This window comes from Maribacter sp. UBA3344, assembly GCF_002362375.1.
Lineage (GTDB): Bacteria > Bacteroidota > Bacteroidia > Flavobacteriales > Flavobacteriaceae > Maribacter > Maribacter dokdonensis.
In genome coordinates this window covers 67,317-91,018 of sequence record NZ_DERI01000001.1, presented here as the reverse complement: position 1 = coordinate 91,018, position 23,702 = coordinate 67,317, and the positions used below count along the sequence as shown (strand labels likewise).

General features: G+C 35.0%; 26 protein-coding genes. 24 read left to right on the top strand and 2 right to left on the bottom strand.

Features of this window, described 5'->3' with window-relative positions; genetic code table 11:
- Nucleotides 1-15: 15 nt before the first annotated feature.
- Complete coding sequence (locus B2Z27_RS00455) at nucleotides 16-789, top strand: patatin-like phospholipase family protein (RefSeq protein WP_286812126.1); 774 nt, start codon at nucleotides 16-18, stop codon at nucleotides 787-789.
- Nucleotides 790-793: 4 nt separating this feature from the next.
- Here the strand turns inward: B2Z27_RS00455 and B2Z27_RS00450 are convergent, their stop codons facing one another.
- Together B2Z27_RS00450 and B2Z27_RS00445 are read right to left on the bottom strand one after the other, a co-directional pair.
- Complete coding sequence (locus tag B2Z27_RS00450) at nucleotides 794-2,641, bottom strand: SLC13 family permease (RefSeq protein WP_286812125.1); 1,848 nt, start codon at nucleotides 2,639-2,641, stop codon at nucleotides 794-796.
- 158 nt (nucleotides 2,642-2,799) lie between these two features.
- Nucleotides 2,800-3,849 carry a ferredoxin--NADP reductase gene (locus B2Z27_RS00445; RefSeq protein ID WP_286812124.1) on the bottom strand — a complete coding sequence of 350 codons (1,050 nt, stop codon included), beginning with the start codon at nucleotides 3,847-3,849 and terminating at the stop codon, nucleotides 2,800-2,802.
- Nucleotides 3,850-4,098: 249 nt separating this feature from the next.
- Here B2Z27_RS00445 and B2Z27_RS00440 point away from each other — a divergent pair, with 249 nt between their 5' ends.
- From B2Z27_RS00440 to B2Z27_RS00330, 23 genes are all read left to right on the top strand, one after another.
- On the top strand, nucleotides 4,099-4,344 hold the full coding sequence (locus B2Z27_RS00440; RefSeq protein ID WP_133671313.1) for a hypothetical protein: 246 nt from the start codon (nucleotides 4,099-4,101) through the stop codon (nucleotides 4,342-4,344).
- A 442-nt stretch (nucleotides 4,345-4,786) separates the two neighbouring features.
- Entirely contained in the window at nucleotides 4,787-5,134 is a 348-nt protein-coding gene (locus B2Z27_RS00435; RefSeq protein WP_286812123.1) for a YciI family protein, read from the top strand.
- 5 nt (nucleotides 5,135-5,139) lie between these two features.
- On the top strand, nucleotides 5,140-6,384 hold the full coding sequence (locus B2Z27_RS00430; protein ID WP_286812122.1) for an RNA polymerase sigma factor: 1,245 nt from the start codon (nucleotides 5,140-5,142) through the stop codon (nucleotides 6,382-6,384).
- A gap of 73 nt (nucleotides 6,385-6,457) precedes the next feature.
- Complete coding sequence (locus B2Z27_RS00425; RefSeq protein ID WP_286812121.1) at nucleotides 6,458-6,796, top strand: PadR family transcriptional regulator; 339 nt, start codon at nucleotides 6,458-6,460, stop codon at nucleotides 6,794-6,796.
- Between the two features lie 10 nt (nucleotides 6,797-6,806).
- Nucleotides 6,807-7,478 carry a hypothetical protein gene (locus B2Z27_RS00420; protein ID WP_286812120.1) on the top strand — a complete coding sequence of 224 codons (672 nt, stop codon included), beginning with the start codon at nucleotides 6,807-6,809 and terminating at the stop codon, nucleotides 7,476-7,478.
- Nucleotides 7,469-8,089, top strand: a complete 621-nt coding sequence (locus tag B2Z27_RS00415) for a hypothetical protein (protein ID WP_286812119.1) — start codon at nucleotides 7,469-7,471, stop codon at nucleotides 8,087-8,089. The genes B2Z27_RS00420 and B2Z27_RS00415 overlap by 10 nt, the downstream gene beginning before the upstream one ends.
- A gap of 377 nt (nucleotides 8,090-8,466) precedes the next feature.
- Entirely contained in the window at nucleotides 8,467-9,936 is a 1,470-nt protein-coding gene (locus B2Z27_RS00410) for a DUF5687 family protein (protein ID WP_286812118.1), read from the top strand.
- A gap of 215 nt (nucleotides 9,937-10,151) precedes the next feature.
- The gene (locus B2Z27_RS00405) at nucleotides 10,152-10,871 is read left to right on the top strand and encodes an ABC transporter ATP-binding protein (protein ID WP_058104532.1); all 720 of its coding nucleotides are present in this window, start codon (nucleotides 10,152-10,154) and stop codon (nucleotides 10,869-10,871) included.
- Between the two features lie 410 nt (nucleotides 10,872-11,281).
- On the top strand, nucleotides 11,282-13,792 hold the full coding sequence (locus B2Z27_RS00400) for a tetratricopeptide repeat protein (RefSeq protein ID WP_414673397.1): 2,511 nt from the start codon (nucleotides 11,282-11,284) through the stop codon (nucleotides 13,790-13,792).
- A gap of 3 nt (nucleotides 13,793-13,795) precedes the next feature.
- Nucleotides 13,796-14,218, top strand: a complete 423-nt coding sequence (locus tag B2Z27_RS00395; protein WP_058104530.1) for a bactofilin family protein — start codon at nucleotides 13,796-13,798, stop codon at nucleotides 14,216-14,218.
- Complete coding sequence (locus B2Z27_RS00390) at nucleotides 14,196-14,429, top strand: AtpZ/AtpI family protein (RefSeq protein WP_058104529.1); 234 nt, start codon at nucleotides 14,196-14,198, stop codon at nucleotides 14,427-14,429. The genes B2Z27_RS00395 and B2Z27_RS00390 overlap by 23 nt, the downstream gene beginning before the upstream one ends.
- A 4-nt stretch (nucleotides 14,430-14,433) precedes the next feature.
- Nucleotides 14,434-14,826, top strand: coding sequence for a DUF6168 family protein (locus B2Z27_RS00385; protein WP_286812116.1), 393 nt, complete (start codon nucleotides 14,434-14,436; stop codon nucleotides 14,824-14,826).
- Nucleotides 14,827-14,916: 90 nt separating this feature from the next.
- Nucleotides 14,917-16,095 carry a F0F1 ATP synthase subunit A gene (gene atpB / locus B2Z27_RS00380; protein WP_414673396.1) on the top strand — a complete coding sequence of 393 codons (1,179 nt, stop codon included), beginning with the start codon at nucleotides 14,917-14,919 and terminating at the stop codon, nucleotides 16,093-16,095.
- Nucleotides 16,096-16,133: 38 nt separating this feature from the next.
- Nucleotides 16,134-16,328 carry an ATP synthase F0 subunit C gene (atpE, locus tag B2Z27_RS00375; protein ID WP_027065438.1) on the top strand — a complete coding sequence of 65 codons (195 nt, stop codon included), beginning with the start codon at nucleotides 16,134-16,136 and terminating at the stop codon, nucleotides 16,326-16,328.
- An 87-nt stretch (nucleotides 16,329-16,415) separates the two neighbouring features.
- The gene (locus B2Z27_RS00370; protein WP_058104527.1) at nucleotides 16,416-16,916 is read left to right on the top strand and encodes a F0F1 ATP synthase subunit B; all 501 of its coding nucleotides are present in this window, start codon (nucleotides 16,416-16,418) and stop codon (nucleotides 16,914-16,916) included.
- Nucleotides 16,917-16,924: 8 nt separating this feature from the next.
- Nucleotides 16,925-17,464 (top strand): ATP synthase F1 subunit delta, encoded by a 540-nt coding sequence (gene atpH / locus B2Z27_RS00365; RefSeq protein ID WP_210707753.1) that lies wholly within the window; start codon nucleotides 16,925-16,927, stop codon nucleotides 17,462-17,464.
- Between the two features lie 60 nt (nucleotides 17,465-17,524).
- Nucleotides 17,525-19,102, top strand: a complete 1,578-nt coding sequence (atpA, locus tag B2Z27_RS00360) for a F0F1 ATP synthase subunit alpha (RefSeq protein WP_210707752.1) — start codon at nucleotides 17,525-17,527, stop codon at nucleotides 19,100-19,102.
- Between the two features lie 24 nt (nucleotides 19,103-19,126).
- Nucleotides 19,127-19,465, top strand: coding sequence for a four helix bundle protein (locus B2Z27_RS00355; RefSeq protein WP_286812115.1), 339 nt, complete (start codon nucleotides 19,127-19,129; stop codon nucleotides 19,463-19,465).
- Nucleotides 19,466-19,495: 30 nt separating this feature from the next.
- Nucleotides 19,496-20,356, top strand: coding sequence for an ATP synthase F1 subunit gamma (gene atpG / locus B2Z27_RS00350; protein ID WP_074670923.1), 861 nt, complete (start codon nucleotides 19,496-19,498; stop codon nucleotides 20,354-20,356).
- 136 nt (nucleotides 20,357-20,492) lie between these two features.
- Nucleotides 20,493-21,713 (top strand): TCR/Tet family MFS transporter, encoded by a 1,221-nt coding sequence (locus B2Z27_RS00345; protein ID WP_286812114.1) that lies wholly within the window; start codon nucleotides 20,493-20,495, stop codon nucleotides 21,711-21,713.
- Between the two features lie 73 nt (nucleotides 21,714-21,786).
- Complete coding sequence (locus tag B2Z27_RS00340; protein WP_286812113.1) at nucleotides 21,787-22,629, top strand: alpha/beta fold hydrolase; 843 nt, start codon at nucleotides 21,787-21,789, stop codon at nucleotides 22,627-22,629.
- A complete protein-coding gene (locus tag B2Z27_RS00335; RefSeq protein WP_286812112.1) occupies nucleotides 22,629-23,123 on the top strand; it encodes an RNA polymerase sigma factor in 495 nt (164 codons plus the stop codon). Before B2Z27_RS00340 ends, B2Z27_RS00335 begins: the two co-directional genes overlap by 1 nt.
- Nucleotides 23,116-23,676, top strand: coding sequence for a hypothetical protein (locus tag B2Z27_RS00330; RefSeq protein ID WP_286812111.1), 561 nt, complete (start codon nucleotides 23,116-23,118; stop codon nucleotides 23,674-23,676). Before B2Z27_RS00335 ends, B2Z27_RS00330 begins: the two co-directional genes overlap by 8 nt.
- Nucleotides 23,677-23,702 lie beyond the last annotated feature (26 nt).

Sequence of the window (23,702 nt, the reverse complement as noted above, 5' to 3'; positions counted from 1 at the left end):
ATTAATTTTAGATAGATGCAAATAGGTTCTAAGTCCATAGGTTTGGTACTTTCGGGCGGAGGTATTAGAGGCATGGCGCATATAGGTGTGATCAAGGCAATGCAAGAATTCGGTCTTGAGGCTAATGTGGTTTCGGGTAGTAGTATAGGTGCCTTGGTAGGTGCTTTGTATGCTGCGGATAAGCCAGTAGAAGATATGCTTCGGTTTTTTAAGGAAACGCCACTCTTTAAGTATAATTACTTTGCGGTTGCCAAACCCGGTTTGCTCAATAGTGAAAGTTATATTACTTCTTTTAAACAGTATTTTCCAGTGGATAGTTTTGCCGCCTTAAATAGGGAACTATATGTTGTGGCAACCAATTTACAGAAAGGTGAAGAGCTGTTTATTCATGAAGGCGAGCTTATTAAACCCTTATTGGCCTCCGCTGCATTACCACCGGTTTTCAGTCCGGTGGAATATAATGGAGAATTATATGCAGATGGTGGGATCATGAATAACTTTCCTTCTGAACCGGTTTTGCCCAAGGTAGATTTTGTTATTGGAAGTAATGTATCTGTCGTATCTCAATTGGAGAAAAAGCACTTAAACAACTCATTTCAATTAACGGGCAGGGTTACCGGATTGATGATCTATGCCATTAACCGACAAAAGATCAATAATTGTCATTTGGTGCTTGAATCTAAAGAATTGGAACATATTGGCTTGTTAGATAGAAGGGGTATAGAAAAAGCCTACGCCATTGGCTATGAAGCTGCTGTTAAAAAGTTCGAGGAGGTATTTACCAAATAGTTGATTACAACATTGCGCTCAAAAGTAAGGTACCCACAATCCAAAGCACTACGGATATAACCCCGCCGATTACTAAAAAGTGTTTGAATTTATAAATTCCCATACTGTAGATAAGCGCATTTGTTTGATATCCTAAGGGAGTAAAGAAACTGAAATTTGCCGCAAACATTACACAAAGAATAAATGGCTTAGGATCAAGACTTAATTCGCTGGCCAATGAAATTCCAATAGGTGCCATTATAATTGCCGTAGCATTGTTTGATACTACACTACTGAGTATCATGGTCGTTAAAAACAACAATCCGATAATGAATATAGGTTGCTCACCGGACATTAATGCCAACAGTTCTTCCGTGATCCATGTATCTGCCTTGGCATTGCTCATTGCTATACCTAGTGGTATCATACCTGCCAATAAGAAAATAATTTGCCAATTGATCTTCTCATAAATACGATTTAACTCTACGCACTTAAAAAGGAGCATAGCTAAGGTTCCTGTAATTACACTTGTCATTACTTCAAAAACTCCGGTAGCTGCCATGGCAATGGTGGCAATTAATATAAGGATAGATAAGTTTCTTTTAAACGGCGTGGCAGGCACACGACCTTCATATTGGTTTAATACCGCTAGATTATTGCTGTTTTCAAAATTAGATACGTACTCGGGCTTGGTTTGTATCAATAATCGATCTCCTACATGAAGCTTTGTAAACTCATGATTGCTTTGATGAAGTCGGTTCTGAAGAATACGTAGCTTCTTTCGCTTGTTTACCGCTAAAGGGATTGCCCTTGGTATCAACATGGTTTTTAATTCAGATAAGTTTCTGCCTAAAAATTTAGAACCGGGTAACAGCAATAATTCTAACAAAAGGCTTTCATCATCTTCCTCATTGTTTTCATCATTTTTTACTTGGGCATCACTAACTTTTTTGATTTGGGTATTTTTAGTGGATGTAAAATGGTCTTTGTCTTCCGAATCCACTTCAAAATAACCTTCGGCACGCATTTTTTGAAGGTTTTCCAAACTACAGTGCAGAAGAATTATATCATTAGGTTGAATTAACAAATCATGATTCAATAGGTTTTGGTCAAAGCCTTTTCGTGTTAGTCGCAAAACGGTAATGTCAACTTCTTTGAACATGAAACTTTCGCCTATTGGTTTGTTTACCAAAGGGGAATCACTTTCTACCGTCACCGTCAATAGATATCGATCAAGGTCATAATTATCTGAAAGTTTACCAGTGTCTTTTGGCAAAAACCGATAAAAAAGGGCAATAATTCCCATTGAAATTCCTAAAAAAACAATGCCGGTCAATGTAAATTCAAAGAAACCCAATTTTTCACCGGTATACCTTGCGGCTATATTACTTACCAAAAGGTTGGTAGATGTGCCCATTAGGGTACAACTGCCCCCTAAAATACTTGCAAAAGATATAGGCAATAACAATTTGCCTGGGGGTAACTGATATTTTTCGCGTAGTTCTGCAACAATTTTAATAAAGACAATGACCACGGCAGTAGAGCTTACAAAGGCAGAAATACTTCCCGCAATCAGCATAATAGCGACCATGGCCAGGACAACCGGCCAGTTCTTTAGCACCTTTAAGCCTTTTGCGAGATAAGAAATGGCTCCATTTTCTTCAAGTCCGATCGCTAAGATCATTAAACATAGAATGGTGATTACGGCTTTGTTAGAAAATCCGCTGACGGCTTCTTCAGGTGAAACCAAGCCGGTCAATAGTAATGCGGCAATAATGCAGAAAGCGATTTTATCCATCGGAAAAACCTCAAAAGCAAATAAAATTATAACTACCGCAATGATGATAAAAACACCAATGATTTCTATAGACATACCTTTAGCGAATTGAAAATACTATTAAAGGTATTTTAACCCCCTAAAAACAATAACGCAATCCAATTTAATTTTGCCTTTGAAAAGGTAGCCAAGGAAATAAAAAACGCCATTACTAAATTATAATAATGGCGTTTTTTAATTATACTAATATAGTTTTATACATCATCAAAATCTACCTTTATAGTAGGTGTGGTGGCATGGGCTTGACAGGTTAAAATAAATCCGTCCGCAATTTCCTTATCGGTCAAAATTTGGTTCATGACCATTTCAGCACTTCCTTCGGTTACTTTGGCTATACAGCTGCTACATACTCCACCTTGGCAAGAATATGGTGCATCAATGTTTTCTTTAAGAACGGCATCAAGAATTATGTTTTTCTTGTCCATCGTAAACTGAAATTCCTCATCATCAACAAGTACGGTAACTGCTGTTTGACCATCGGCCTGTATAGGTAATTCCTCTTTTATTTCAGTGGGTGTAAAAAGTTCAAAATGGATTTTATCCTTATCTACTTCATTCTCTATTAAAGTATCTTGTACCAAACGGATCATCTCCTCTGGTCCACATAAATAGTATCCATCAAAATCAACGTCCTTATGCTTGTTCAATAGTGCATAATTTACCGTTGAGGTATCTATTCTACCGAATAAAGCCTTGTCTTCACGAGTTTGACTATTGGTAAAGTACACAAAAAACCGATTGGCATATTCTAATTCCAATTTCACCAAATCTGTATAGAACATAGTCTCTTCGTAAGATTTGTTTCCGTAAACTAAAACAAATTTGTTTTTTGGGTTACTATCTAAAACAGACTTTACAATACTCATAATAGGGGTAATACCACTACCTGCAGCAAATGCTGCTATGTTCTGTACTTCTTTAGTAGTATTAAAAACGAAACGACCTTCTGGTTCCATCACCTCTAATGTATCGCCTACTTTTAATTCTGAGTTGGCGTAATTTGAGAATCCACCATTATCTACTTTTTTGATCCCAATTGTGATGCCATCTTTTTCAGGAGATGAACTAATGGAGTATGCTCTTCTAAGTTCTTTGCCCTTTATTTCTTTTTTTATTGTGATATACTGACCCGCCGTAAAGGTGAAAGTCTGTGCCAATTCTTTAGGAATTGAAAATGTAACGGCAACAGATGTTGGCGTTAATTTCTTAATATGTTTTACCGTTAATGGGTGAAATTGCGACATATGTTCATTTCTTTAAATCGATTTACAAAATTAAGCATGCTTTTGCGATATCATATGACATTTGTCAAAAAAGTCTAATCATCAATGGTATTTGAAGGGTTTTTATCATATTAAATAATTCTTAACTTATCTTTTTTTGAAAAAAACCTATAAAAATTGTCCCTAATTTGATTTCGGTAACGTCATGGGGTAATCAATAAGAACTTAGGGTAGGTTCTTTTTAAATACTAAAATAGTTAAATCCTAATTATGAAATTTTTCAAAGCTATTGGTTTACTGATTTTGGGGTTGATAATGATTTATTTTTCACTAAAAAAAACAAAATATGATAAAGAATTTGATGACGATTTGTCTAAAAATCTAAAGGATGAGTTAAAATTTTATGGTGCGACGGTTAATTTTAAGCTACTCTTATTTGGCATGTTTTCGCTGTTGATTGGAATTATATTTCTTTTATCGGAACTGGAGCTGATTGATATTTCTATCTCCGAATAGCCCCCGCTAGCGCAGGTCTTTGACGAGTGCTGTGCCAAGTAAGTACAGGTCTAATAAATTAATATAATATAATCTCTACACTGGTGCTCGTTTGCAAGAGGCTCCATACTAGATAGAGGAATATTATTAAACCCCATAGTGCCAATAATATAAGTAAAACCTAGCCTGAGTTTTTAAATCGTGCCGTAACAGTAACCACAAGAGGAAAAAGAGCTACAAAAATTAATTTATAGTGGTTGCTCAATTCGAACTGTCAAGCTATTATTAAATATTAGTGGTAGTGGAGGATGGTAACAGAAGTTATTTCAGTTTAAATAATCCTTAACTTATCTTTTTTTGAAAAATAGTTCTAAAAAATGTCCCTAATTTGATTTTGGTAACGTCATGGGGTAAACATTGAGAACTTAGAGCGAGTTCTATATAAAATTAAAATAGTTAAATTATGAAAGATTTTATGATGATTTTCATCGGTGCAGATTACCAAGAATTAGGTTTATCACCAGAACAACTACAATCACGAATGGGTAAGTGGTTCGCTTGGAACGAAAAAATGCAAAAACAAGGCATTGTTAAATCTGGCGATGCATTAATGCCCCAAGTAAAAAGAGTATCCGGACCAAATCGTACCGTTACAGACGCCCCTTTGATCGAAGGTAAGGAATTGATAGGCGGTTACTATATTGTACAGGCAGAGAATGCTGAAGCTGTAGTTGAAATCGCTAAAGATTATCCAGATTATGATTTAGACGGTACTGTTGAGATTAGGGAAGTAATGGTTTTTGAGCAGTAAATTAAATGGAACAAAAAGTAGTTGACCATCTTTTTAGACATCATTACGGGAAGATGGTCGCTATTTTAACCCGTTTTTTCGGGTTGTCGTATATAGAAACCATTGAAGATGCGGTACAGGATACATTTATAAAAGCAGCTTCGCAATGGCGTACTAAAATACCCGATAATCCAGAGGGGTGGTTGAACCGTGTCGCCAAAAACAGAACCATTGATATTCTTCGTAGTATACAAGCCGAAAAAAATAGGAACCTTAGCATTACAACTGGAGCATCATCTTTACAAATAGAGGAACTGTTTTTAGATCATGAGGTAGCAGACAGTCAGTTGCGAATGATTTTTGTTGCTTGTCACCCAAGTTTACACCCTAGCGAACAAATAGCCTTTGCACTTAAAACCATTTCCGGTTTTAGTATCAAAGAAATTGCCGCTGCCTTATTGACCAAAGAGGAAACTATCGCTAAGCGATTACTAAGGGCAAGAAAAACCATTCAGGATAAAAATATTCAGTTTCAATACCCAAGTCCTGAAACTGTTCAAGAACGAATGGCACGGGTTATGGAAGTCATTTATTTAACGTTCAATGAAGGCTTTCATTCTACAAACAAGGAAAAGTTAATAAAAGAAGATTTATGTGGCGAAGCTATTCGCCTTTGCCAACTACTCTTAAAAAAGGAGCAATTTAGAAGTGGCAGTTTGTATGCACTTTTTGCATTGCTTTGTTTTCATATGTCACGACTGGAAAGCAAAGTTTCCTCTGACAATCAAATAGTTAATTTGCGGTATCAAGACCGTACCAAGTGGTATTTTCCATTGATAAAGATGGGGAATAGTGCTATGCTTAAAGCTACGGAGTATGAAGATACCTCTGTGTATCATTATGAAGCTGCGATAGCCTCTGAGCATTTAAATGCCAAAACATTTAAAGATACCAATTGGAAAAACATCTCTTATTGGTACGAACAATTGTATATGTTTAAACCCAATATGTTTACGTTGTTAAATCATGCAACAGTATGTCTTCAGTTATCTGATTTTGAAAAAACACATCAATTGTTAAAGCACATTGATGCTGCAGAACTTGGTCAAAGGGCTTATTTATATTACGGTTGTTATGCGGAATATTATATGAAAATAGGAAAGAAACAATTAGCGATTTCTTTTTTAGATAAAGCATTGGCTGAGACTACGAATAAATTGGAGCGGGAGTTTTTGGCGGGTAATAAAAGAAACTTGACTTCTAACAAGTAAATAGAATTTTTATACATAATTTTCTTATGCATAAGAAAATTATGTATCTTTCCCTTCTATAGTTTAAACAACAATGGCAAATTCCAAATTATATAAGGGCAGTTTAAATACCATCATTCTCAAATTATTAGATGAAGGCGAAAAAATGTATGGTTACGAAATTACCCAAAAGGTAAAAGAGATAACAAAAGGGGAATTGAAAATTACCGAAGGTGCTCTTTACCCTGCACTGCACAAATTAGAAGCAGAAGGTTTATTAGATGTTGAGGTTACAAGGGTTGATAATAGGTTACGCAAGTATTACAAACTTACGGAGCAAGGTGTTAGAGAAAAGACCAATCGATTAGCAGAACTTGAAGAGTTCATTAGAAATATGGAACAATTGGTAAACCCAAAATGGAGCATTAACTAAATATTGAGTTATGAAATTACAACAATCAGAATTAAAACAGATTCGTGATTTTTTAGATAAAAAGGAATTGTTTCAAATAGATTTACGTGCTGAAATTTATGATCATATAATTGAAAGTACTTGTCAAAATATGCGATTGAATTCGGTTGATTTTGATGAAGCATTTTCTGTTGAGACTCAACGTTGGAATATAGAGCTAGATAATTATTCTAGCTTCTGGTTAGGTTTGTATTGGAATGGTCCACGAATAATGATTAGTAAAAGTGTAAAACAAATTAAGAAGGTATATCTCAAATCAACTTTAGCCTCTCTTTTTATAGTCTTAACTGCTTTTATTTTAAATGGTATTTTTTCAATAACATTCTTAGATTCGATATCAAAAATTATTGGAGCTGTATATATAATTTTTTTTGTAATCCTTATGGTTTACGATTACCGAATTAAGACCACTGACTATCAAACTACATTTAGCTTTCTTTTCAAAATTAATGCGATAGGGGTTGGATTTGTTTATGTACTTTACAATCCATTGTGGACAAATTTTATGTCTATATATGATGATGGTTCTTTAATGTATATTTCAATAGGGCTTCATGCATTTGCAATCTCATTTTTCTTTTACTTTTCAAGCTTATATAATTCTCATATGTCATTTAATAATCAAAAAGTACTATGGCATTAAATATTATTGAAATACAGAAAATAGAAGAATATCTAACTGCGAACGGTATCAGGTTTTTAGATGTAAGAGTAGAGCTTATTGATCACTTAGCAACAGAATATGAAAATAATACTTGCTACGTTTTATTGATAGATTTTCTTAATTCTAAGAAGAATTTCATTATTAATTTTCAAAAGAGTCTACACAAAAAAAGACACTGGACATATCAAAAAGCACTATTCAATACTATATTTAACTTTTTCAAAAAACCAAGTTATTTTCTGGTGTTGATGATGATTGGGTTTGCAATTTATTTTACTCAATTAGTTTTAAACGATAAAACCCTTAAAGTAATAGCCTTGATGTCGCTAATAATTCCGCAGATAATTGCCTTCTATTGGTATTATAGTCCTAAAGGAGTATATAAGAAAATACATTCAGCTCAATATATGTTTTCAATAATGTCCTTGCCATCATTATTTTTAAATACATCATATTTTTGGTTTAACACTTTTCACTTTATGTGGTTTTGGCTTCTTGCCATTGTATTTAATATTGCTGGACTTTTAGTGCTTTACAACTGTAGATTAAAAACGATTAATCTATATATTGAATTAAATATTAATGAATGAAGTACTACAAATAGACTTTATCAATTTATTTTTTGGTGTCATACTGCTTATTGGTGGTTCACTTCGCCTTATAAAAGTTGTGAAGGATTTTGTGAATGATAACAATTATAGTTCAACATACTATTCTTACGATATCAATATAATTTTTGGATGTTTTATTTTTATAATTGTTGGAATAGTTATGGTGTACAGGGAGTTGAGTGTGATTTGAAATTGTGTATTTTATTTATTGGTTTGTAAAGAAATTTCGAATCAATAATATAAAGAATAGTCGTTGTAGTAAATGACATTCAAGGTGTCTTAAATATAAATTCGATTCATCTTGTAACAAACTCAAGATTTTTCTTACTTATATTTAGAATACTAAAACCAACCGAATGTTTAAACGATTTTCTTCCTTACAATGGAAATCTTTTTTTAGATCCTCTAATCTTGGAAAAAGTTTAGGGATAAAAATAGTCATGGGGTTTTTTGCGGTGTATATGTTGATATCGCTCGCCGTAACCGGTGGGGGTATGTATTTTTTAATCCGCAAGTTCTTTCCGGACCAAAGCCCGCTATGGATTGTTAGCCAATATTTTATCTACTGGATTTTGATGGAATTAATGCTCAGGTATTTTATGCAGAAATTACCGGTAATGGACATTAAACCTTTTTTGACCACACCGGTAAAGAAAAGCACCATTGCACATTATATTTTAGGTAGATCTGCCGCATCTATCTATAATTTACTCACATTATTTTTCATTGTGCCATTTGCCGTCGTTTTGCTGTTTAACGGTTACCCGGCGTTAAATGTATTGTTATGGGTAGTTGCCATTATTGCAATTGTGTTGAGCATAAATTATGTAAACCTTTTGGTGAATAAAAACGATAAGGTTTTAATAGGTATTGTTAGCATACTTGTTTTAGGCTACGGATTGGATTATTTCGGTGTGTTTTCTGTAAAGGCCTTTTTTGCTCCTGTTTTTCATGCACTTTACGCATACCCAATTACGGTTTTGATTCCTATTGCGCTTGCAGTCGCTATGTACTATGTAAATTATAAATACTTAAAAGATAAAATTTACCTAGATGCAAAGCTCAAAGCAAAATCGGTACAGGCAAATACCTCAGATTTAGCTTGGACCAAACGCTTTGGCGAAATGGGCTCTTTTCTTCAGTTAGATCTTAAAATGATTTGGAGAAATAAAAGAACCAAGTCACAAGTGTATATTTCGCTATTGTTTGTCTTTTATGGTCTGGTATTCTATACCCAGGAGATATATAGTAGCATGATGCCTATGAAAGCCTTTGTGGGTATATTTATGACAGGTATTTTCTTAAGTAATTTTGGGCAGTTTATTCCGGCTTGGGATAGTAGTTACTATAGTATGATGATGTCGCAAAACATACCCATGCGAAAGTATCTGGAGTCAAAGGTTTCACTAATTACAGTGAGCATTGTAGCTATGTTTTTATTGACGATACCTTACGTTTACTTTGGTTGGGATGCCTTGGCAATTAATTTTGGATGTGCCTTATATAACTTGGGTGTAAACATACCTGTCATATTATATTTTGGTTCGTTTAATAAGAAAAGGATAGAGTTAGATCAGAGTCCGTTTGGTAACATGCAGGGTGCAAGTGCTACTCAGTTTTTGGTGATGCTTCCGGTATTAATTGTACCAATCATTATATTCTCTATCTTTTACTACATTTTTAATTTAGAAGTGGCGGTAGGAGTACTTTCAGTAATGGGAATTATAGGCTTTGCCATGAAGAATTACTTATTAGGTTTAATTACCGAGCAATACAAGAAAAAGAAATATGGAATGATTGCAGGTTTTAAAGAAAAGGCGAGTTGATTGATAAGTACCGGGTATTAAGTAATAAGTACAAAGAAAAAAGCTTATTAGGAAAGCTTAAAGAATTCAGTAAGGAATATAAAGTTACAGGAATAAGGACATTAAATGTCGGCTAGTTGTTAATAAGCTATTCAGACAGATAAATTGGATTTATTTCTTTTAACCAATAACGAACAAAAAGGTTGCTGAGCGTAGCCAAAGTAAATAACACGATTATGATTACAATTGAAAATTTATCAAAAATATATGGTTCACAACAAGTATTGAATATAGAGAACCTAGAAATACCAACAGGACAAAGTTTTGGATTGGTAGGTAATAACGGTGCAGGTAAAACAACCCTTTTTAGTTTGTTGCTAGACCTAATACAACCAACTACCGGTCATATTATTAATAACGAGGTACAAGTAAATACCAGTGAAAATTGGAAACCGTTTACCTCTTCCTTTATTGATGAAACCTTTTTAATTGGGTATTTGACTCCCGAAGAGTATTTTTATTTCATAGGGGACCTACGTGGGCAAAATAAAGCCGATGTAGATGCACTCTTGGCACAATATCAGGACTTCTTTCACGGCGAAATATTAGGTCAAAAGAAATACTTGAGAGATTTATCTAAAGGAAACCAGAAGAAAGCAGGTATAGTGGCATCTTTTATTGGCAACCCCAAAGTGGTTATTTTAGATGAGCCATTTGCAAATTTAGATCCAACTACACAAATACGCCTTAAGCAGATCATTAAAGATCTGGCTGCACAGCAAGATGTAACGGTATTGGTTTCTAGTCATGATTTAATTCATGTAACCGAAGTATGTGAGCGAATTGTTGTACTGAACAAAGGTGAGGTAGTCAAAGACATTGAAACATCTGCCGAGACTTTAAAAGAATTAGAAGTTTTCTTTGGGTCTGAAAAGGCTGAGGTAGTTGTGGAATAATTTAAAAATATATGTCCGTTTAGAGCGCAGTTAAGAACCACATATGGTAAAATTTAACTGGTTTTCAATAAGACGTACTACAGTTAGTGTAAGAACTTAAAACCGACCATTAGGTCGGTTTTTCTTTTCTAAATTTTAATCCAAGTAAGTTAGAATCCGACGAAGTTGCATTGGATCAGATTATCGGCAGTAAACTCATAAGCTCTTGATCATTTTATTGTAAAACAAACTATATGGTCGGTAAAAATTTGGTATAGCGGTTCATAAATGGTGACACGGCTTAAAAATAAATATGCAGTTTACCGATAAACGGTATAATAATCTGGTTGTTTTTAAGTTAAACATACATACGTAGATTATCTATTTTGAATCTTAGAAACAAACTTATTTTATCCGGTGTTTTAACGAGTATGCTTTTTAATGCATGTTCCGTTAAGAAAGACAAGTTCGTAAACCGAAATTGGCACGCGCTCAATACCAAGTACAACACGTTGTATAATGGAAACATTGCTTTTGAACAAGGGCGAGAAACCCTGAACGATACTTATCAAGATGATTATTTTGAAGTGTTGCCCATAGAACGTTTAGAAGTTAGCGGCGAAATAAAGTTAGATTCAGAAGACAACAATCCTAATTTTCTTATTGCAGAGGAAAAAGCTACAAAGGCTATTCAAAAGCATAGTATGGATATTAAGGATGAAGAACGCAACCCTCAAATAGATGAGGCTTTTCTATTGTTAGGTAAAGCCCGTTATTTTGATGAACGCTACATTCCTGCATTGGAATCCTTCAATTACATTCTTAATAAATATTCGGAAAGTGATAAGCTTAATGAAGCAAGTATTTGGAGAGAGAAGGTAAATATTAGATTAGAAAATGACGATCTAGCGATAAAAAATTTAAAGCGCTTAATGAAATATGAGCGTTTAAAAGATCAAGAGTATGCAGATGCAAGGGCAATGTTGGCACAAGCCTATATAAATCTTAATGCTCCGGATACTGCAGTTCAAAACCTAAAAATTGCATCGCATTACACAAAAAAGAATCCTGAAAAAGGAAGGTACTATTATATTATTGGTCAGTTGTACAATCAATTGGGTTATAAGGACAGTGCCAATTATGCTTTTGATAAGGTGATCGAGTTGAATAGAAAGTCCCCTAGGATTTATATGATCAACGCCAAAATCGAAAAATTAAAGAATACCCAAGTCACTGGTGAGAATAAAGAAGAAATCTTGGAATATTTAACCAAGATGGAGCTAAATAGGGAGAACAGACCTTACTTAGATGGTATTTATAGACAATTGGCAGAGTTTCACTTAGAACAAGAATCCGATAGCTTGGCAATATTGTATTTCAACAAATCGCTCAGAGCATCGCAGAACAAGCCAAAATTGAATGCGCTCAACTATGAGAATTTAGCAGAATATAATTTTGATGAAAGGATCTATAAGCCCGCAGGTGCCTATTATGATAGTGTATTGACCAACCTTAACGAGAATACCAAGAAGTTTAGGGCGATCAAGAAAAAAAGGGATAACCTTGAAGATGTTATTAAGTACGAAGACATTGTGCATTATGCAGATAGTGTAATTACGGTTTACCAAATGCCAAAAGATGAGCAATTGGCATATTTTGGTAAACATATTGAAGAGCTACAAAAAGCTAAGGAAGCTGCGCAGAAAAAAGAGAAGGAAAGAATTACAGATGGTTTTGCTGCTTTTAACAACAGCAAGGGCGGTAAAGAGAATAAAGGCAAATTCTATTTCTATAACATTACTAGTTTGGGCTATGGTCAGAATGACTTTAAAAACCGTTGGGGCAATAGAGAATTGACAGATGATTGGCGATGGTCAGACAAGTCGCTTATTAATAGTGAGAATATTGCATTAAAGAATGCTCCGGGAGCAAATGATAGTATTAGTGTAGTTAGTGAAGATGAGAAATTCTCGTTAGACTATTACATGGATCGTTTACCTACAGATGTTGCTATTATAGATAGCTTAAAGACAGAACGTAATTTTGCCAACTATCAATTAGGGCTTATCTATAAGGAAAAGTTCAATGAAAATCTTTTAGCGGCAGAGAAATTGGAAAACGTTCTAGCCTCAAATGCCGAAGAGCGTTTGATCTTACCTTCTAAATATAACCTGTACAAGATATATGAAGAAGTAGATAGTCCGTTGAAAGAGAGGATGAAGGCAGATATTATTGCCAACCACTCAGATTCTAGGTACGCGGAAATATTGTTAAACCCACAAGCGGTTCTGGCAGACAGTTCAGATAGTCCAGAGAAACGCTATGAGAATTTGTTCAAACAATATCAAGAACAACACTTTTTGCAGGTAATTACAGGTGCGGAGGAAAACATCAATAGATTTACAGGTGACCCTATTGTTCCAAAGTTTGAAATGTTGAAAGCAAATGCCATTGGTAGGCTGCAAGGTTTTGAGCTTTTTAAAGAAGCTTTGAACTATGTGGCATTGACGTATCCTAACAATCCAGAAGGTAAAAAAGCCGAGCAAATGATAGCAGAGCATCTTCCTAAACTGGAGCAAAAAGAATTTTCACCGGAAACAGACTCCAAGGGAACCTCTAACTGGAAAGTTGTTTTTCCTTTTAAGAGAAGTAATAATGAGAAGGCGCTAAAGCTGATGGAACTGTTAGAGAAATCAATTACCGATCTTAAATACAAGAACAAGATTTCTAAAGATATTTATAACCTAGAAGATCAATTTGTAGTAGTTCATGGGTTTAAGTCAAAAGATTATGCACTTGGCTATGCAGAGCTATTAAAAAATAATAAGGATTACCGAGTTGCTGATGAGAATTTTGTAGTTTTATCAGAGAACTATAAGATTATACAAGTACACAAAAATATAATCGATTATAGAAATACGCTTTTAACCCCAAAACCGTGAACAATGTTTTCAGACAGACAAAAACCTAAAGCTATGAATGAAATAGGAGGACAACCCAACAGAATAGAGAAGAATACCAAAATCAAAGGAGATATCATCTCAGAAGCAGATTTTCGTATAGATGGAAAGTTAGATGGTAATGTAAAAACCTCTGGCAAAGTGGTCATTGGCAAAGACGGCTATATTCATGGTAAAGTAGAATGTGTAAATGCAGATATAGAAGGTAGTTTTAATGGCGAATTATTGGTATCTGATCTGTTATCCTTAAAATCATCTGCTGTAATAGAAGGTACGGTATCTGTAAGTAAGCTGGCAGTAGAACCAGGTGCTACTTTTAATGCTTCTTGTAACATGGGCGGTAAAAAAGGAGGAAGTAACCCTGCAGGTTTTAAAGCACCGAACAATGGAGCCGCAAAAGCCTCGTAAAGACAATGATAATTCTGAGCTTTTAAGAAACGCCGCAAGCTTATCTGGTGTTGCCATACAAATGGGTGTCACTATATTTTTGGGCAATCTTTTAGGAGAATGGTTAGATGAAAAATATGAAAAAACGTTTTTAGAAGATACATTTACTTTACTTGCAGTATTTTTGTCTATCTACTTGGTCATAAAAAAGGTTATGGCATTAAATAAATAAAACGTTGCTAAAAAATATCATTTTATATATAGTCGTGTTCACTGTTGTGGGCGCGACTTCTTTTATTTTACAAGATCAGCTTTTAAGCAATGCTGAACTTTATTTTATTCCATTATTGAAAAAAGCCTATACATTTCATTATGTGTTTTCACTCGTATTGGTGATTATCTTTTTCATTGCGGCTAAAAACAATTCATTTTTTCAGCAATTAGGGTTTCTATACATGGCGGCACTTGTATTTAAGATTACGTTGTTTGCTATGATCTTTTACCCATACCTACTTGGAGAACGTATTATGCCTCAGTTATATAGAGGAATGCTGTTGATTCCGATTTTAATTTTTCTATTTCTAGAGGTGTTTTTTATTGCCAAAATAATGGGGAATAAAAGTCTGTAAATTTTAAAGCTTTAAAATTGGGATGGTTATGTTATTATTGACTACTTTTGCGCAAAATTTCTAGGAGCTTAATTTTTTGATAAAGAACTAATGATGCAAGTTTCAAATACGATTAAAACCTTATTACAACTTCTAATACTTTGTTTTTCATTGCAAAGTTTCGCGGTATCAGACACAGCACCTGAAGGAGCGGTAAGTGGTAAGGAGCAGGTAGATGAGTATATTTTACATCACCTTAAGGATTCTCATGATTTTCATTTATTCTCCTATACCAATGATGCTGGTGAAAGAAAGCATGTTGGTTTTCCGCTTCCGGTAATACTTTGGTCAAGCAATGGTTTGGTGACTTTTATGTCATCAGAATTTCATCATGACGATAACGGACACGTAATTGTTGAAAAGAACGGTTCTAAATTTGTAAAACTTCACAGCAAAATTTATGAGTTGGAAGCTGGTGCTTTATCTGTAAATTTTGACGAAGAACATCACGCAACAAATGCGCATAAAGTTTTAGATTTTTCTATTACCAAAAGTGTTGTTGGTATCTTGTTGGTAGGTTTGTTATTGTTGTTTGCATTTTCTTCTTTAGCTAAACAATATACTAAGAAAAGTGTACCAACTGGTTTTGGTAGAGTGTTGGAACCTCTTGTTTTATATGTTAGAGATGAGATTGCTAGACCTAACATTGGGGAAAAACATTACAGAAGATTTACAGGGTATCTTTTAACGGTATTCTTTTTTATATGGGTGTTGAACTTGTTGGGGCTTACTCCATTTGGGTTCAATGTAACTGGGCAAATAGCGGTTACAGCTTGTTTGGCAATATTTACCTTGATCATATATACAGTTAGCGGTAACAAAGATTACTGGATGCACATTTTGTGGATGCCAGGTGTACCGGTTTTCGTAAAACCAATTTTGGCGATTATAGAATTGGCAGGTGCTTTTATCATTAAGCCTTTTTCATTATTGGTACGTTTGTTCGCAAACATATCTGCAGGGCATATTGTTGTAATGAGCTTAATTGCGATTATGTTTACGCTTAAAGAAAGTTTAGGTGTGGCAGGTGCTACGGGTCTTTCATTGGTTTTATCATTCTTCATCACCCTTATTGAGGTGTTGGTGGCCTTTTTACAGGCATATATTTTTACGGCACTTTCAGCTTTGTTTATAGGTATGGCGGTAGCGGAACATGATCACGACCATGAGCATGATTCTCACGGTCATGAGGTGGCAGATGTAGAGGATGTTAGAGGAGATTTTATTTAACAAGAGTTTTTTTAATTTAATTATATAAATCAATTAGTATGGTAACTTACAATTTAATTGGAGCAGGTTTAATCGTTATCGGAGCAGGTTTAGGTCTTGGTCAAATCGGTGGTAAAGCAATGGAAGGTATTGCTCGTCAGCCAGAAGCGGCAGGAAAAATTCAAACTGCGATGATTATCGTAGCTGCACTTTTAGAAGGTTTAGCATTCGGTGCTTTGTTCTTAGGAAAATAAGAACACGAAAACCCAAAGACATCTTCCTGTAACGGTTGGTTACAGGAAATGTTTTTAATTATTGATTTAGATTTTAAAGATTAGAATATGGAAGTTTTATTGAATGATTTTTCACCAGGATTGTTTATCGTACAAACAATTCTATTATTAGGTTTAATTTTCTTAATGGTAAAATTTGCTTGGAAACCTATCTTGAACTCTTTGAACGAAAGAGAGACAGGTATTCAAGAAGCATTGGCCGCAGCTGAAAAAGCAAAAGCTGATATGCAAAACTTACAAGCGGATAATGATAGAATGTTGCAAGAGGCACGTGCTGAACGTGAATCTATGTTAAAAGAAGCTCGTGAGATCAAAGAAAAAATGATAGCTGATTCTAAAGAGCAGGCAAAAGCTGAAGGCGACAAAATGTTGAAACAAGCGCAAGCTGCTATAGAAAGTGAGAAGAAAGCTGCTGTTGCCGATATTAAAAGTCAAGTTGCAGAATTGTCTGTGGCAATAGCTGAGAAAGTTATAAAAGAGGAGTTATCTAGCAATGACAAGCAATTGAAGTTGGTAGATACCATGTTGAGCGATATAAAACTTAACTAAAAGAAATAATGAGCGAATCTAGAGCTGCATTACGTTACGCAAAGGCAATATTGGACATGGCCAAGGAAAATAAAGCCTTGGATGCTGTTGAGAAAGATATGCGTTCAATCGCCACTACTATTTCAGATAGTAAAGAATTAAAAGATGTATTGGCAAGTCCGGTTGTTTCCGGTACTTCTAAAAAGAGCGCATTACTTGAAATTTTCAAAGGATGTAATTCAATTACGGAAGGCGCTATAACAATGTTGGTAGACAACAAGCGTTTAGGTATGTTAAATGAGGTAGCCTTAAAATACATTATCCTAAATGAGCAATTAAAAGGTAAGAACGTTGCTTACGTAACAACGGCTGTACCTTTAAATGCCGCGATGGAGAAAAAAATATTAAAGCAGGTTGCTACTATTACTGGTGATGAGGTTACCATTGAAAGTAAAATTGACGAAAGTATTATTGGAGGTTTCATCTTAAGAGTTGGAGATTTACAGTATGATGCTAGCGTAAGCAACAAGCTTAATAATTTAAAAAGAGAATTTTCAAATAGTCTATAATAACAATATAAGACCACGAATGGTTACATTCATTGTCTAATATCTTATATCTAATTAAAAATGGCAGGAGTAAAAGCCGCTGAAGTATCAGCAATTTTAAAGAAACAATTATCAGGATTCGATGCTACCGCTACTTTAGACGAAGTAGGTACTGTATTACAGGTTGGTGATGGTATCGCTAGAGTTTTCGGACTAGCTAATGCTCAATATGGAGAATTGGTTGAATTCGAAGGCGGTCTTGAAGGTATCGTTTTGAACCTTGAAGAAGATAACGTTGGTGTGGTTCTTTTAGGACCTTCTAAATCTGTTGGTGAAGGAGATACGGTTAAGCGTACACAACGTATTGCTTCTGTAAAAGTTGGTGAAGGTATTGTTGGTCGTGTTGTGGATACCTTAGGTAACCCGATCGATGGTAAAGGACCTATTGCCGGTGATACTTATGAGATGCCACTTGAGCGTAAAGCTCCAGGTGTAATCTACAGAGAGCCTGTAACAGAGCCAATGCAATCTGGTATTAAGGCAATTGATGCGATGATCCCAGTTGGTAGAGGGCAGAGAGAGCTTGTTATTGGTGACCGTCAAACTGGTAAGACTACGGTTTGTATTGATACCATTCTAAACCAAAAAGAATTTTATGATGCTGGTGAGCCTGTTTACTGTATCTATGTTGCCATAGGTCAGAAAGCATCTACCGTTGCCGGTATTGCTCAAGTATTGGAAGATAAAGGTGCAATGGCATATACTACCATTGTAGCTGCTAACGCATCTGATCCTGCACCAATGCAAGTATATGCACCATTTACGGGAGCATCTATTGGTGAGTATTTCCGTGATACAGGTCGTCCTGCATTAATTATATATGATGATTTATCAAAACAAGCGGTTGCTTACCGTGAGGTGTCTCTTTTGTTAAGAAGACCACCAGGGCGTGAGGCTTACCCAGGTGACGTTTTCTACCTACACTCTAGATTATTGGAGCGTGCTGCAAAAGTTATCAATGATGATGATATCGCAAAAGAAATGAACGATTTGCCAGAGGTGTTAAAACCAATGGTAAAAGGTGGTGGTTCTTTAACGGCTTTGCCAATTATTGAAACTCAAGCAGGTGATGTTTCTGCATATATCCCAACGAACGTAATTTCTATTACTGACGGACAGATATTCTTAGAGCAAGATTTATTCAACCAAGGTGTTAGACCAGCAATTAACGTAGGTATCTCTGTTTCTCGTGTTGGTGGTAACGCTCAGATTAAATCAATGAAGAAAGTTGCCGGTACATTGAAACTGGATCAAGCACAGTTCCGTGAATTGGAAGCCTTTGCTAAATTTGGTTCAGATTTAGATGCTGCGACATTGAACGTAATTGAAAAAGGACGTAGAAACGTTGAAATATTAAAACAAGCTCAGAATGATCCATTTACGGTTGAAGATCAGGTAGCTATAATCTATGCAGGTTCTAAAAACTTGTTAAGAGATGTTCCTGTTGAAAAAGTAAAGGAATTCGAACGTGATTATTTGGAGTTTTTGAACGCTAAGCACAGAGATGTTCTAGATACCTTGAAGTCTGGTAAGCTTACAGATGAAGTAACAGATACCTTGACTTCTGTTTGTAAAGAGCTTTCTGCGAAATACAAATAAGTTAAAAGTGCAGAGCGATGAGTTATGAGTTATTTAAATGAAAGCCCTATCCGGGTCAAGAGTTTTGAATTTGCTTGTAATATTGTTTTGTACTGTGATAAATTAAAAGAAAATAAAGATTTTGAGCTTGCCTCTCAATTGTTAAGAAGTGGAACTAGTATTGGAACTAATACTAGAGAAGCGCAGAGAGGGGTTAGTAAAAAAGATTTTAAAAATAAGTTTGGAATTGCTCTTAAGGAAGCGGATGAAACCATGTATTGGTTGGATATATTAGAGGCTACCGGAAGAAATGTGCCAAAGGATATGAAAATTAAATGCGAAGAACTTATTAGAATTTTAGTTTCTATAATTAAAAACTCATAACTCTTCATTCATAACTTTTAACTTGAATAAATGGCAAATTTAAAGGAAATACGAAATAGGATTTCATCGGTTTCTTCAACGATGCAGATTACCAGTGCCATGAAAATGGTTTCTGCTGCAAAATTGAAAAAGGCGCAAGATGCCATTACGGCAATGAGACCTTATGCCGATAAACTGACCGAATTACTACAAAATCTAAGTGCTAGTTTAGAAGGTGATTCTGGTAGTGTTTATGCCGATAATCGTGCGGTGAATAAAGTTTTGGTCGTATCGGTTACTTCTAACAGAGGACTATGTGGGGCGTTTAATACCAACATCTTAAAGCAATCTGTAAACCTTGTTGAAAATGTTTATGCAGGTAAAGAAGTTGATTTTGTTGCGGTAGGCAAAAAAGCTAATGATTATTTAGGTAAACGCTATAATGTTATTGCTAACCATAGTGGTGTATTTGATGATCTAACCTTTGATAATGTTGCAGCAATAGCAGAGAACTTAATGGAATTGTTCACGGCTGGCGCATATGACCGTATTGATATTGTGTACAACAAATTCAAAAATGCGGCTACCCAAATTGTTATGACCGAGCAGTTTTTGCCAATTGTACCATTAGAGGTAGAAGAAACGGCAAGTGCAGATTATACTTTTGAGCCTTCTAAAGTTGAAATTATAGAGCAATTGATTCCTAAATCCTTAAAAACACAATTGTATAAAGGCATTAGAGATTCTTTTGCTAGTGAACATGGTGCTCGTATGACCGCAATGCACAAGGCTACAGATAATGCAACTGAGCTACGTGACCAATTGAAATTGACATATAACAAAGCAAGGCAAGCAGCAATTACCAATGAAATTTTAGAAATTGTTGGTGGTGCAGAGGCATTGAACAATTAAAAATGTTCACATACAGATGACTTTATGTTGTCTAAACCTTTAACGCCTTAAACTATATATAAAAGCCCCACTAACCAGTGGGGTTTTTGTTTTTATTGCTTTTATTTACCTTTTTTACCCGACTTTTGTCCTCACCATGAAATCCAATAAAACCGCTTTACTTTTTATATTCATAACTATTCTTGTTGATGTCATCGGTATAGGCATCATTCTTCCAATTATTCCAGATTTGATTATGGAGTTAACGGGTGAAGGCAATCATATGGCTATTATCTATGGTATGTGGTTAACAACGGCTTTTGCAGGTATGCAATTTCTGTTTTCGCCTGTATTGGGTGAAATATCCGATAAATATGGTAGACGTCCCATATTGCTTATTGCCTTGTTAGGGTTAAGTATAGACTATTTGATCCACGCTTGGGCACCTTCTATTGTTTGGTTGTTTTTGGGTAGATTTTTAGCGGGAATTACTGGTGCAAGTTTTACCGTGGCATCCGCCTATATTGCAGATGTTAGTACCAAAGAAAACAAAGCAAAGAATTTCGGATTAATAGGTGCTGCATTCGGAATAGGTTTTATTATAGGTCCGGGTATAGGTGGTTTTTTTGGTGAAATAGATATACGTTTGCCTTTTTATATAGCTGCAGGGTTAACATTTGCAAACTTTTTGTTCGGGTATTTCTTTGTTCCAGAATCATTGACCATGGAGAACAGAAGACAAATTAACTATGCAAAGATGATTCCTGGGGTTTCATTGTTCGCATTGCGCAATTATAAGGGAATTCTACTTTTGATTTCTGCATTTTTCTTGGCAAATCTTGCTGGTCAGGCATTACCTTCTACATGGTCTTATTACGGGATAGAACGGTATGATTGGAACCCGAGACAAATAGGATTGTCTCTTATGGTAGTTGGCTTATTGGTTGCCGTTGTTCAAGGGTTTTTGGTTGGTAAATTAGTGACAAAATTTGGAAAACGTAAGGTTATCATCTATGGCTTTTTATTGTGGACAGTGGGTATGTTCTTGTTTGCTTTTGCCCATGAACCTTGGATGCTGTATGCGTTCTTGATCCCATATGCATTGGGTGGTATTGCCGGTCCTACCGTACAAGGGGTTATTTCTAATCAAGTATCGGAAAAAGAGCAGGGAATTTTACAGGGCTCTATAACCGGTCTGGTTAGCATAACGGCCATTTTAGGGCAATTTATATTTGCGCCCGTATTTTATTATTTTATTAGGCCTGAGACTTCAATTTATTTTCCTGGCGCTCCATATGCCCTTGCCGCGGTTCTTCTCTTAATTGCCTTTATTTTGGCTACAACGGCTATAAAAAGGATGAATGTAGAACCGGAATAATATTTTTTCAAATAAAAAGGTAACATTTTTTAATTCTTGAATCTAAAGGGTGAACAAAACAAAAACTCTTACGATGAAAACAATTAAATTATTAGTATTCGCATTATTTTTTATTTCCTCCTTTTCAATAACTGCTCAAGACAACCCTTTTAAAGTTGAAGTCTTTGGTAAAGGTGAACCAATACTTTTATTTCCGGGCTTTGCCTGTACTGGTGATGTTTGGGAAGCTACCGTTGCAGAGCTATCTAAAGATTATGAATGTCATGTATTTACGTTTGCCGGTTTTGGCGATGTGCCCGCTATAGAAAAACCTTGGCTGCCAAAAATTAAAGATGAATTGGTTAAGTATATTTCTAGTAACAAATTAGATAATGCTGTTCTGCTTGGGCACAGTTTAGGCGGTGCATTAGCACTTTGGATTGCTACAGAAAATAGTGCTTTTAAAGAATTGATCATAATTGATGCTTTGCCCTCAACCGGTGCCTTAATGATGCCTAACTTTAAAAGTGAATATATGGTTTATGATTCACCTTATAATAAGAAAGTATTGGGCATGAACGATAAGGATTTTGAGTCCATGGTCAGTCAAATGGCAAGCGGAATGGCTTTAGATGCATCAAACCAAGAAATAATAAAAGATTGGATGATAAAAGCTGATCGAGAAACATATGTCTATGGTTATACTGATTTATTAAAATTGGATTTGCGTAACGACCTTTCTAAAATTGATATACCTGTAACCATTTTAGCGGCAACAGAACCTTATGGGATAGAAATGGCTAAAACCACATATAATAGTCAATATAAAACCCTTAAAGAATATAACTTGGAATTAGCCATGGGTTCTTCGCACTTTATAATGTTTGATCAACCAGATTGGTTCATTGAAAATGTACTTAAAGCATTAGAGGATTAATGACACCTAAAGAGACAACATATAAAAAGATATATGAGATTAATTACCCTAAAGTAATGCGTTTATGCATGGGGTATACCGGAGGTAATGATGTACTGGCCAAAGATTTGACCCAGGAAACGTTCATTAAAGTTTGGAAAAACCTAGATACGTTTAGAAATGAAAGCGGAATAGCTACATGGATCTATAGAATTTGTGTGAATACTTGTTTGGCAGAAATACGTAGGGAGAAGAAAGAAGAGAAAAAACTACAAATTGATGATTTGCAAATAAGTGAGAGTAGTGAAGATCCTGTAGAAAAAGAAGATATGCTTTTTCAATTGTACAAATGCATCAACCAATTAAGTAGCACTAACAAGGCTATAATTTTGTTGGAACTAGAAGATGTACCACAAGTAGAGATCTCAGAAATCATAGGGATTAAGCATGACGCTGTCAGAACTAGAATACATAGAATAAAACAACAACTTACAAAATGTGCAAATCATGAATGATTTTGAAGATTTACAAAATACATGGCAAAACCAATCTAAGATATCTGCAACTGAAGAGAGTTTTAAATCACTCTTGAAAAGTGTAAAATCCATTGAAAACAAACAAAGAACAGGGAATGCAGTTTTAACAATTACAATCATAACATTGTTCGCTTTTCTACTGTACGTTTCCGGCTATAAAAATGCGACATTTTTATTGGGGATCGCTTTAATGATCGGTAGTTTAATGGTTAGAATAGGTATTGAGCTCTTTAGTTTAAGAAGATTAAGATCTATCAATTTTAGTGCTGACTATAATACGTTTAAACAAGATTTGACTACATATTACTTCTTCAGAAGGTTTACACATTTTATAATTACTCCATTGGCAATTATTATTTATACCGTTGGGTTTATTATTCTGTTACCTCTGTTCAAAGTATCGCTGTCACATGGTTTTTATGTATATATACTATGTTCATCCATAGTTTTTTTAACGGTTTTCTGTGTATTTATTTACAGGCAGGTAAAAAACGAGCTTAATAAATTAAGGCAATTGCAGAAGGCAGATTAGTGCATTAAATTGTGATAGCCATGTTA

Bases quoted from the DNA above. Each gene is read 5' to 3' on its own strand.
- B2Z27_RS00455 (WP_286812126.1), top strand. From the start codon at position 16: ATGCAAATAGGTTCTAAGTCCATAGGTTTGGTACTTTCGGGCGGAGGT.
- B2Z27_RS00450 (WP_286812125.1), bottom strand. From the start codon at position 2,641: ATGTCTATAGAAATCATTGGTGTTTTTATCATCATTGCGGTAGTTATA.
- B2Z27_RS00445 (WP_286812124.1), bottom strand. From the start codon at position 3,849: ATGTCGCAATTTCACCCATTAACGGTAAAACATATTAAGAAATTAACG.
- B2Z27_RS00440 (WP_133671313.1), top strand. From the start codon at position 4,099: ATGAAATTTTTCAAAGCTATTGGTTTACTGATTTTGGGGTTGATAATG.
- B2Z27_RS00435 (WP_286812123.1), top strand. From the start codon at position 4,787: ATGAAAGATTTTATGATGATTTTCATCGGTGCAGATTACCAAGAATTA.
- B2Z27_RS00430 (WP_286812122.1), top strand. From the start codon at position 5,140: ATGGAACAAAAAGTAGTTGACCATCTTTTTAGACATCATTACGGGAAG.
- B2Z27_RS00425 (WP_286812121.1), top strand. From the start codon at position 6,458: ATGGCAAATTCCAAATTATATAAGGGCAGTTTAAATACCATCATTCTC.
- B2Z27_RS00420 (WP_286812120.1), top strand. From the start codon at position 6,807: ATGAAATTACAACAATCAGAATTAAAACAGATTCGTGATTTTTTAGAT.
- B2Z27_RS00415 (WP_286812119.1), top strand. From the start codon at position 7,469: ATGGCATTAAATATTATTGAAATACAGAAAATAGAAGAATATCTAACT.
- B2Z27_RS00410 (WP_286812118.1), top strand. From the start codon at position 8,467: ATGTTTAAACGATTTTCTTCCTTACAATGGAAATCTTTTTTTAGATCC.
- B2Z27_RS00405 (WP_058104532.1), top strand. From the start codon at position 10,152: ATGATTACAATTGAAAATTTATCAAAAATATATGGTTCACAACAAGTA.
- B2Z27_RS00400 (WP_414673397.1), top strand. From the start codon at position 11,282: ATGCTTTTTAATGCATGTTCCGTTAAGAAAGACAAGTTCGTAAACCGA.
- B2Z27_RS00395 (WP_058104530.1), top strand. From the start codon at position 13,796: ATGTTTTCAGACAGACAAAAACCTAAAGCTATGAATGAAATAGGAGGA.
- B2Z27_RS00390 (WP_058104529.1), top strand. From the start codon at position 14,196: ATGGAGCCGCAAAAGCCTCGTAAAGACAATGATAATTCTGAGCTTTTA.
- atpB (WP_414673396.1), top strand. From the start codon at position 14,917: ATGATGCAAGTTTCAAATACGATTAAAACCTTATTACAACTTCTAATA.
- atpE (WP_027065438.1), top strand. From the start codon at position 16,134: ATGGTAACTTACAATTTAATTGGAGCAGGTTTAATCGTTATCGGAGCA.
- B2Z27_RS00370 (WP_058104527.1), top strand. From the start codon at position 16,416: ATGGAAGTTTTATTGAATGATTTTTCACCAGGATTGTTTATCGTACAA.
- atpH (WP_210707753.1), top strand. From the start codon at position 16,925: ATGAGCGAATCTAGAGCTGCATTACGTTACGCAAAGGCAATATTGGAC.
- atpA (WP_210707752.1), top strand. From the start codon at position 17,525: ATGGCAGGAGTAAAAGCCGCTGAAGTATCAGCAATTTTAAAGAAACAA.
- B2Z27_RS00355 (WP_286812115.1), top strand. From the start codon at position 19,127: ATGAGTTATTTAAATGAAAGCCCTATCCGGGTCAAGAGTTTTGAATTT.
- atpG (WP_074670923.1), top strand. From the start codon at position 19,496: ATGGCAAATTTAAAGGAAATACGAAATAGGATTTCATCGGTTTCTTCA.
- B2Z27_RS00345 (WP_286812114.1), top strand. From the start codon at position 20,493: ATGAAATCCAATAAAACCGCTTTACTTTTTATATTCATAACTATTCTT.
- B2Z27_RS00340 (WP_286812113.1), top strand. From the start codon at position 21,787: ATGAAAACAATTAAATTATTAGTATTCGCATTATTTTTTATTTCCTCC.
- B2Z27_RS00335 (WP_286812112.1), top strand. From the start codon at position 22,629: ATGACACCTAAAGAGACAACATATAAAAAGATATATGAGATTAATTAC.
- B2Z27_RS00330 (WP_286812111.1), top strand. From the start codon at position 23,116: ATGAATGATTTTGAAGATTTACAAAATACATGGCAAAACCAATCTAAG.